Raw genomic sequence first — 8,832 nt, 5'->3', positions numbered from 1 at the left:
CTGTTCCTGGCGCAGATGAGCCCGAGCCAGCGTCGTCGGCTGCTGGAGCACGTGCCGCTGGAACGCTACACCGCGAAGACGCTGACCGACCTGGCGGCGCTGGAGCGGGAGATCGAGCGGGTGAAGCGGGACGGCTACGCCTGCGACGACGAGGAATTCCTGCCGGGGCTGTTCTGCCTGGCGGTGCTGGTGCCGACGCCGGGAGGCAAGTCCAACACCGGGATCGCGATCCAGGCGCCGGTGCTGCGGGTGACGCCGGACAAGGCGCTGCAGTTGCTACCGGCGTTGCAGCGGGCGGCGGCGGCCCTGGCCAAGATCGAGGCCGAGGCCATGCCCGAGGCGCGGGAGAGCGAATGAGTCTGCATCTTCCGGCCGGCCGGGTGTGTCCCGGCACGAATGCTCTGGCCCCGCCGCAGGGTGAGGCCGGCTAAGGCCGGACCTGCAAGGGGGCGCCAGAGGTTGACGACTATTTGACCCACGCCGCGCAGCACGCCGCGGCAACCACTGGAGAGCTCCCGTGACAGACATCAGCCAGATTCAGCCCGACCGCATGGTCTCGGTGCGCGAGGCGTTCGGCATCAATTCCGACCTGAAAGTGCCCGCCTTCAGCGAGCGCGACGACCACGTGCCCGAGATCGACGAGGCCTACCGCTTCAACCCTGACGTGACGCTGGCGATCCTCGCCGGCTTTACCCGCGACCGTCGCGTGATGGTGCAGGGGCTGCACGGCACCGGCAAGTCCACGCATATCGAGCAGGTCGCCGCGCGTCTCAACTGGCCGTGCGTGCGCGTCAACCTGGACGGCCACATCAGCCGCCTCGACCTGGTCGGGCGCGACACCATCGTGCTGCGCGACGGCCTGCAAGTGACCGAATTCCAGGAAGGTATCGTGCCCTGGGCGCTGCAGCGCCCGGTGGCGCTGATCTTCGACGAGTACGATGCCGGCCGCCCCGACGTGATGTTCGTGATCCAGCGCATCCTCGAGCGCGACGGCAAGTTCACCCTGCTCGATCAGAGCCGGGTGATCCGGCCGCACCCGTATTTCCGCCTGTTCGCTACCTCCAACACGGTGGGGCTCGGCAACCTGTCCGGCCTGTACCACGGCACCCAGGTGCTGAACCATGCCCAGATCGACCGCTGGAACATCGTCGCCACGCTCAACTACCTGTCGCGCGAGGAGGAGATGGCGATCGTGCTGGCGCGCGTGCCCGCTAAGGATAACGAGCAGGGGCGCCAGCTGGTGGCATCGATGGTGGCGGTGGCGGAGTTGACGCGCAAGGGGTTTGCCGCCGGCGACCTGTCGACGCTGATGTCGCCGCGCACCATCATCAGCTGGGCGGAAAACTGCGAGATCTTCCGCAACCCGGCGCTGGCCTTCCGCCTGTCCTTCCTCAACAAGTGTGACGACGCGGAGCGCCCCATCGTCGCCGAGTACTACCAGCGCTGCTTCGGCGTCGAACTGGACGAATCCTGGATGCTCACGACGGGGGCGCAGTAATGGCCAGCCCGCAGCAGAACGCTAAGCGGCAGCAGCAGGTCGAGGAGCTGTGCGCGGCCGCGATCCGGGCGCTGACGGGCGATGCGGCGCTGCACTACCGCGGCGGTCGGCTGCACCGCGCGACGCGGGCGCTGCCGGTGCATGCGCCTCATCTGCGGGTCGAACCCGGGATCGACGACTTCGCGGCCAGCCGGGCCGCGGCCGATAGCATGGCGCTGCGCCTGCAGTATTCCGATGCCGCGCTGCACCGCAGCCTGTGCCCGGAGGAGCCGGTCGATCGTCTGATCTTCGAGTTGCTGGAACAGCTGCGTGTCGAGACCCTGGCGCCCGCCGACATGCCGGGCATGGCCGGCAACCTGCGCCAGCGCTTCGAGGACTGGTCGCGCGCGTTCTACCGTTCCGGGCTCACCGAGGGCGAGGCCGGCATCCTGCTCTACACCGTGGCGCAGATGTGCTGGTCGCGCCTCAACGCGCTGCCGGTGCTGCACGAAACCGAGGATTACATCGAGAGCACCCGCTGGTCCCTGGTGTCGGAGTTGGGCAGCGCACTGGCCGGCATCCGCCGCCAGCGTCACGACCAGGCCGCGTTCGCCCCGCACGCGCTGGAGATCGCCCGCATCGTCGGCGACAAGGTGCGCGCCAAGAGCGCCCAGCCGGGGGAAGGCGAGGCCGGGGAGGCCGAGGGCGATGCCCGTGCCGCTTTCGCGCTGTTGCTCGACTTCGACCAGGACGAGGGGGGCGACGGGATTGCCGCCGCCGTCAGTGGCGCCAGCAAGGTGTTTGTCGAGGCGGAGCAGGCCTACCGCGTCTACACTACCCGCTACGATGTCGAGGTGGCGGCCGGTACCCAAGTGCGCAAGGCGCTGCTGGAGGAGTACCGCGAGCGGCTCGACCGGCGCATCGCCGCCCAGGGCGTCAATATTCCGCGCCTGGCGCGTCTGCTCGGGGCCGTGCTCGCCGAGCCGCGCCGCGACGGCTGGCGCTTCGGCGAGGAGGAAGGGCAGGTGGATGGCCGCCGCCTTTCCCAACTGATCACCTCGCCGGCCGAGCGCCGCCTGTTTCGCCGTGAACAGTTCAAGCCGGCGGCGGACTGCCAGGTGAGCGTGCTGGTGGATTGCTCGGGCTCGATGAAGGCACATGTCGAATCGGTGGCGACCCTGGTGGACATCCTGCTGCGGGCGCTCGAGATGGCCGGCGTCGGCACCGAGCTGCTCGGTTTCACCACCGCAGCCTGGAACGGCGGCCGTCCCTACCGCGAGTGGATGAGCCGCGGGCGGCCACGCCACCCCGGCCGGCTCAACGAGGTCTGCCATCTGGTGTTCAAGGACGCCGAGCGCAGCTGGCGACGCGCGCGCCGTGACATCGCGGCGTTGCTCAAGGCCGATCTGTTCCGCGAAGGGATCGACGGCGAGGCGGTGGACTGGGCCTGCAACCGCCTGCTGGCGCGCAGCGCGGGACGGCGCATCCTGATCGTGATTTCCGACGGCAGCCCTGCCGACAGTGCCACCGGCCTCGCCAACGACGCCTTCTATCTCGACAACCACCTCAAGGCGGTGGTGGCGCGGCGAGAACAGGAGCGCGCGGTGGAAATCCTCGGGCTGGGGGTCGGGCTCGACCTGAGCCCGTTCTACCGCCGCTGCCTCGCCACGGATATGACGCAGGCGCTCGACAACGAGCTGTTCTTCGAGATCGTGCAGCTCATCGGCGGGCGGCACCGGCGCTGAGGGCGCCGCCGTTCCTTCCCGGTGCGCGCGGCGGTTGCCGGTGACGACCGTGGCGCACCCGATTCAACCCTAATAGTGTCAACAGGAGCCTGCAGCATGGCGAAGAAACGAGTGGTGGTGGAGTTCGGCATGGGGACGTCGATCCGCAGCCGCAACTACACCGAGGCCGCGGCGCGCGCGATCCGCGATGCGCTGTGGCGCAATTCGCTGAACGTGGCCGAGTTTTTCGGCTTTCCCAAGACGGCGATGATCATCGACGTCGAGATCGGCATCCAGCGGCCGGAGGAGGTCGACCGCGAGGCGCTGGTCGGGCTGTTTCCCTACGGCACGCCGTCGATCACCGTGGTGAAGGGCGGTCTGGATGTGCCCAAGCACGGCAGCGATGGCGTGAGCGTGATCGCTCACGCCGCGATCATCGTGTCCTTTGATATGGAGCCGGCACATGGCTGAGAAACGCATCATCCTGGAAATGGGGTCGGGCAACGACCTGTACGGCGGCGACTACACCAAGGCCGCCTGCCGCGCGGTGCAGGACGCGCTGCATCATTCGTCGATCATCCTGTTCCGCTCGCTGGGCTACGACCACCGTACCATGCGGGTGCAGGTCACCATCGGTGTGCAGGAGCCGGACAAGGTCGACACCGTCGTCGTGGCCGCCGAACTGCCGCGCGGCCGGGCCGAGGTCACGGCGGTGTTCGGCGGCCTCAACGTGCATGACCCGGAGCAGGGCACCACGCACGTCATCGCCACCGCCGCGGTGGAAGCGTTCCTGCCCGCCGACAGCGACTGGCGCCTGAGCGAGCCGGCCTGAGCGGTTGGCCGGTCGCCGCCGGTCGGCAACCGGGCTCGTTACCCTTTTATTCCTGCCATGCGGGCGGGGCCGGATTGCCAGCCTGATGTCTGGCTGCACCCGGCCCCTCGATCTTTTCTCGGCAACGCCCCACCGCCGGCTCACGGCTGCCGGCGGCGGGGAATCAAACCTTGAAGCGCTCCAGCAACGCGTCCTGCTGCCCCACCTGCTCGACCATCACCTGGCAGTGATCCAGCTGCGTCGCCGCCCCCTGCGCCACGGCGTGGCTGATGTCGCGGATGCCGTCGGTGCGCCTGCTCAGTTCACGCGTGGCCACGCTTTGCTCCTTGGCGACTTTGGCGATATGCAGGTTCATGTCGTTGATGCGCGTGATCGCGTCGCGGATGCGCCCCAGGATGTCGTTGGCGCTGGCGGCGTCATCGACGGTCTGCTTGGCGGTGTGGCTGCATTGCAGCATGCTGCTCTCGGCGCGTTTCACGCCGTTTTGCAGCTGCTCGATGATGTCGCGGATTTCGGCGGTCGAGCTCTGGGTCAGTGAGGCGAGGGTGCGCACCTCGTCGGCGACCACGGCGAAGCCGCGTCCGGCCTCGCCCGCCCGTGCTGCCTCGATGGCCGCGTTGAGCGCCAGCAGATTGGTTTGGTCGGCGATGCCGGCGATCTTGGTCAGGATCGACTCGATGTGGCGGCTGAGCTGCACCAGCTGGTTGATGGAGAGCCCGGTCTCGCCCAGCTTGTCGGCCAGCAGCTGGATCGTGCTGGTGGTGCGTGATACCACAGCCACGCCGTGTTCGGTTTCAACGTTGGCGGTTTCGACGGCGCGGGCCGCCACCTCGGCGTGTTCCGCCACGGCCTCGGCGGCGCCGTTCATGTCGTTCATGGTGTGGGCCAGGTGATCGAGCTCCTGCAGTTGCTGATACAGCCGCTCGGAGGCGGATTGCGCCTGGCTGGAGGTGGCCGTGCTGGTCTGGCGCACCTGCGCGGCGCTGTTCATCACGTTGCCGATCAGGGTTTGCAGGTGCTGCACGAAGCCGTTGAATTCGCGCGAGAGCAGCGCCACTTCGTCCTTGCCCGTGGCCGGCAGGCGGCGCGTCAGGTCGCCTTCGCCTCGGTTGATGTCCTGCAGGGCGTGATGCAGCCGCTGCAAGGGTGAGAGCAGCCGCCCCATCAATACGCCCAGCACCAACAGGCTGAGTGCCACGCCGATGACCGCGCCCACCAGCGCGCGCTGGCTGGCGGCGTCGGCCTCACGCATCAGGGCGGCTTCGTCGAGCACCACGCCCAGATACCAGTGCATGCCGTGCAGGCCGCTGAGCGGTACGAAGGAAACCAGTTGCCGCCGTGCGCCGTCGACCGTTTTCAGTGCCGACGTCAGCGCGGGGCGTTGCCCGTCGAACAGCCGGCTGTAGGGCTGGCCGTCCAGCTTGGCGTCGGGGTGCGAGATGATCTTGCCGTTCCCCGAGAGCAGGAAGGCGTAGCCGGCGCCGTTGAAGTCGAGCGCGTTGACGGCGGCGGCGATGTTCTGCAGGCTCAGGTCGCCGCCGAACGCGCCCATGAAGCGGCCGTGGTCGCTGAGTTTCGCTACCGCGGAGATCAGGATCTCGCCGGTGGCGGCGTCGGCGTAGGGTTCGGTGAGCACCGCCCGCGGCGCCTGGCGTGCCACGGCGTACCACGGCCGCTGGCGTGCGTCCCAGCCGGGCGGGTTCCATTTCGGGTCGTTGGTGAGGCGCTTGCCGTCGCTGTCCAGGCCGCCGAAGACCAGCAGGAACTGTTCTTTCAGCAAAGGTTGGCCGAAGACCTGCTGAATCCGCTCGGGGCGGAAGTCGGCGTCGATGCTCTGCGCCATCAGGTCGATCAGCTGCAGCTTGGCGTTGAGACCGTTTTCGATCTGGCGCGCCAGCGCGTTGCCGGCCTGGCCGATGCTGGATTCGGCCTGCGAGCGCAGGCTGGTGCGCAGCTGGCTCACTTGCACCAGCGACAGCAGACTGACAGTGAGAAACAGCACGGCGGCGCCGGCGAGGCCGGCCTTGTGTGAGATCTTCATGGCGAGAGCTTCTTGTTGGTTTGGTTGAGGGATGAGATCACGGCCGGCGGGGTGGGGCGGTTCAGGCGCCGCCTGGCCCGAGCAGCGCGGGCAGGGCGCTGAACATCAGGCTGACCCCGATCAGCAGCAGGATGCAGAAGGCGATGCGGCGCATCGTCGCCGGGGCGACCGGTGGTGGATAGCGGCGTCCGAGCAGGGTGACGAAGGTGGCCAGCAGCATCGACAGCCCGGTCAGTAGCCAGACCGATGCCGACAGCTCGCCCTGGCTCGCCACGAACAGGGTGCGCGTGCCAGAGGTGAAGGCAAACACCAGGAGCAGCATGCTGCGCACCGCCGCCAACTCCATCGGCTGGCGGTAGAAGTGAAAGATCACCGGCGGCCCGGCCATGCCGAACAAGCCGCCGAACAGCCCGGAAAACAGCCCGCTGACAAAAAAACTGCGGTCGGGCGAACGCTCAGCCAGCTGCGCCGGACGCAGCGCGAACACGATGCCGCTGTAGGTGATGGCGCCGCCGAGCAGGAATTCCAGCAGCAGCGAGGCCGTGCTGCTCAGGTAGTTGAGCAGCACGACCCCGGCGATGATCGACGGCAGCACCCCCAGCAGCACCGCGCGCGCGGCGCGCCAGTCGATCAGGTGCCATTTGCCCCGCAGCGCCACCGCGCTGTTGACCAGGGTCACCATGCTGACCACGGCCGCCGCGACCGGTACCGGGGCCAGCGCGAAACCGCTGGTGGCCCCCATCACGATCATGCCGAGCCCAAAGCCGGTGATGGTCTGGAAATAGGTACCGGCGGCGATGGTGGCCAGCAGGGCGAGGAGGGTGTCGAGGTGCATGGGCGTTGTCCTGGCGGCGGATCGACGGGCGGCCTAGCTCGCTGTGGCCGTCTCGCGGGCGGCGTGCGCCTGCACCACCGTCACCGCGATGACGTGGAATACGTCGTCGGCGCTGCAGCCGCGCGACAGGTCGTTGGCCGGTTTGGCCAGGCCTTGCAGCAGCGGCCCGATGGCCACCGCGCCGCCCACTCTTTCGGCCAACTTGTAGCCGATGTTGCCCGCTTCCAGGTTGGGGAAGATCAGCACGTTGGCCTTGCCCTTGACCTGCGAGTCCGGCAGCTTGCGGTTGGCGATTTCCGCCACGATGGCGGCGTCGAGCTGCACGTCGCCGTCAATCGCCAAGTTGGGGCGCTGCGCCTTGACCTGGGCGGCCGCCTGCGCCACCTTGTCGACCGCCGCGTGCTTGGCGCTGCCGTTGGTGGAGAATGACAGCATGGCCACGCGCGGCTCCTCCATCAGCAGCTGGCGCGCGCTGTCGGCCGCGGCCAGGGCGATGTCGGCCAGTTCGCTGGCGCTCGGGTCCACCACCAGGCCGCAATCGGAAAAAATCAGCCCGCCCTTGAGCGAGTGGAACGGTTCGCACAGCATCATCAGGAAAAAGCTGGAAACCAGCTTGAAGGAAGGCTGCACGCCGATGACCTGGATCGCGGTGCGTACCACGTCGGCGGTGGTGCGTACCGCGCCGGAAACCGTGCCGTCGGCGCGTCCGGTTTTCACCAGCAGGTTGGCGCAGACCAGCGGGTCGCGCGCGGCGCTGGCGGCCTGTTCTTGCGTCATGCCCTTGTGCCGGCGCAGCTCGAACAGCGCCTCGGCCAGCTCCGCCTGCAACGGGGCGTCGGCGGGGTCGTGAAAATCGATGCCGCTCAGGTCGAGGCCGCGTTGTCGAGCCTGTGTCTCGATGGCAGTGCGGTCGCCGACCAGTATGATGCGGGCGATGCCCTCGCGCGTGGCCCGTACCGCGGCGTCGAGCACGCGCGGGTCCTCACCTTCGGAAAGGGCGATGCGGGCGGGGGCGTGGCGGGCCTGCTCGATGATGCGGGTGAGTGCTCTCATGGTGGGGCTCCTGATAAAACCTTTCCCGGCAAGGGAAAAAAGGGCCGGAACCCGGTGCGAGGGATGCCCGGGCCCCGGCTAACACTCAACATGGATTGAGTAGGAGGATGAAAGGGTCGAAGTCATTGCCTTGGGATGCACCCCCGCTGATCAGGTCGGGGTGCGTCCCGTTTTACTTGCTCATACGTAATCCTTGTACTTATCGAGGAATCGTACCGGCTTGGAGAGGGCATCGCGGCGGAAGGGATCGCCCAGCTCGCGGGTGCACATGATTTCGATGATGCAGGTCTTGCCGTGGTTCATCTGCAGGTCGATGGCCTTCTTCAGCGCCGGGCCGACGTCCTCGAGACGGTCGACGGTGATGCCTTCGGCCCCCATGGCGCGGGCGATCTCGGCGAAGCTCTGGTTGTCGAGCTCGCCGGCGACGAAGCGGCGGTTGTAGAAGTCGACCTGGTTCTTCTTCTCCGCGCCCCACTGGCGGTTGTGGAACACCACCGCGGTCACCGGGATGTTGTGACGCACGCAGGTCATGGTCTCCATCAGGCTCATGCCCCAGGCGCCGTCACCGGCGTAGGACACCGCCGGGCGATGCGGCGCCGCCACCTTGGCGCCGATGATGGTCGGGAAGGCGTAGCCGCAATTGCCGAAACTCATCGCCGCGAAGAAACTGCGCGGCTTCTCGAAGCGCAGGTAACTGTTGGCCACCGAATTGATGTTGCCGATATCGGTCGACACCATCACATCCTCCGGCATCGCCTTCTCCAGCTCGCGCAACACCTGGCGCGGATGCAGGAACTCACCACCTGAGAATGGCCGCTCCTGAGCATTCTGCTCGATCATGTCGAGGCTGAACGGATCGCGCTCGTGCGT

9 protein-coding genes are annotated in these 8,832 nt (G+C 67.7%); 5 read left to right on the top strand and 4 right to left on the bottom strand.

The genetic code is table 11. The annotated features are described in order from the left end of the window. From B9N72_RS20370 to B9N72_RS20350, 5 genes are all read left to right on the top strand, one after another. A partial coding sequence (locus B9N72_RS20370) for an IclR family transcriptional regulator domain-containing protein (RefSeq protein ID WP_327078310.1) occupies nucleotides 1-357 on the top strand: 357 nt, incomplete at its 5' end. A 160-nt stretch (nucleotides 358-517) separates the two neighbouring features. Continuing rightward, complete coding sequence (locus B9N72_RS20365) at nucleotides 518-1,498, top strand: AAA family ATPase (RefSeq protein WP_085277987.1); 981 nt, start codon at nucleotides 518-520, stop codon at nucleotides 1,496-1,498. Beyond that, nucleotides 1,498-3,222: a cobaltochelatase CobT-related protein gene (locus tag B9N72_RS20360; protein ID WP_085277986.1), complete on the top strand. Its 1,725-nt coding sequence runs from the start codon at nucleotides 1,498-1,500 to the stop codon at nucleotides 3,220-3,222. Before B9N72_RS20365 ends, B9N72_RS20360 begins: the two co-directional genes overlap by 1 nt. 96 nt (nucleotides 3,223-3,318) lie before the next feature. After that, nucleotides 3,319-3,672, top strand: coding sequence for a Lin0512 family protein (locus B9N72_RS20355; RefSeq protein WP_085277985.1), 354 nt, complete (start codon nucleotides 3,319-3,321; stop codon nucleotides 3,670-3,672). Next, nucleotides 3,665-4,033 carry a Lin0512 family protein gene (locus B9N72_RS20350; RefSeq protein ID WP_085277984.1) on the top strand — a complete coding sequence of 123 codons (369 nt, stop codon included), beginning with the start codon at nucleotides 3,665-3,667 and terminating at the stop codon, nucleotides 4,031-4,033. The genes B9N72_RS20355 and B9N72_RS20350 overlap by 8 nt, the downstream gene beginning before the upstream one ends. Nucleotides 4,034-4,196: 163 nt before the next feature. Here B9N72_RS20350 and B9N72_RS20345 read toward each other — a convergent pair whose 3' ends face one another. The 4 genes from B9N72_RS20345 to B9N72_RS20330 form a co-directional block, all read right to left on the bottom strand. Then, nucleotides 4,197-6,074, bottom strand: coding sequence for a methyl-accepting chemotaxis protein (locus B9N72_RS20345; protein ID WP_085277983.1), 1,878 nt, complete (start codon nucleotides 6,072-6,074; stop codon nucleotides 4,197-4,199). 61 nt (nucleotides 6,075-6,135) lie between these two features. Next, nucleotides 6,136-6,909 carry a sulfite exporter TauE/SafE family protein gene (locus B9N72_RS20340; protein ID WP_085277982.1) on the bottom strand — a complete coding sequence of 258 codons (774 nt, stop codon included), beginning with the start codon at nucleotides 6,907-6,909 and terminating at the stop codon, nucleotides 6,136-6,138. A 33-nt stretch (nucleotides 6,910-6,942) separates the two neighbouring features. Continuing rightward, the gene (pta, locus tag B9N72_RS20335; protein ID WP_085277981.1) at nucleotides 6,943-7,962 is read right to left on the bottom strand and encodes a phosphate acetyltransferase; all 1,020 of its coding nucleotides are present in this window, start codon (nucleotides 7,960-7,962) and stop codon (nucleotides 6,943-6,945) included. A gap of 180 nt (nucleotides 7,963-8,142) precedes the next feature. After that, nucleotides 8,143-8,832, bottom strand: a 690-nt coding sequence (locus B9N72_RS20330; RefSeq protein ID WP_234986084.1) for a thiamine pyrophosphate-dependent enzyme, incomplete at its 5' end; no start/stop codon positions are given.

Origin of the sequence: Pseudogulbenkiania subflava DSM 22618, assembly GCF_900177275.1 — a bacterium.
In the GTDB taxonomy this organism is placed as follows: domain Bacteria; phylum Pseudomonadota; class Gammaproteobacteria; order Burkholderiales; family Chromobacteriaceae; genus Pseudogulbenkiania; species Pseudogulbenkiania subflava.
This window is presented reverse-complemented; position numbering and strand designations above follow the sequence as displayed.

Coding starts and splice junctions, on each gene's coding strand:
- B9N72_RS20360 (WP_085277986.1), top strand. CDS start 1,498: ATGGCCAGCCCGCAGCAGAACGCTAAGCGGCAGCAGCAGGTCGAGGAG.
- B9N72_RS20355 (WP_085277985.1), top strand. CDS start 3,319: ATGGCGAAGAAACGAGTGGTGGTGGAGTTCGGCATGGGGACGTCGATC.
- B9N72_RS20350 (WP_085277984.1), top strand. CDS start 3,665: ATGGCTGAGAAACGCATCATCCTGGAAATGGGGTCGGGCAACGACCTG.
- B9N72_RS20345 (WP_085277983.1), bottom strand. CDS start 6,074: ATGAAGATCTCACACAAGGCCGGCCTCGCCGGCGCCGCCGTGCTGTTT.
- B9N72_RS20340 (WP_085277982.1), bottom strand. CDS start 6,909: ATGCACCTCGACACCCTCCTCGCCCTGCTGGCCACCATCGCCGCCGGT.
- pta (WP_085277981.1), bottom strand. CDS start 7,962: ATGAGAGCACTCACCCGCATCATCGAGCAGGCCCGCCACGCCCCCGCC.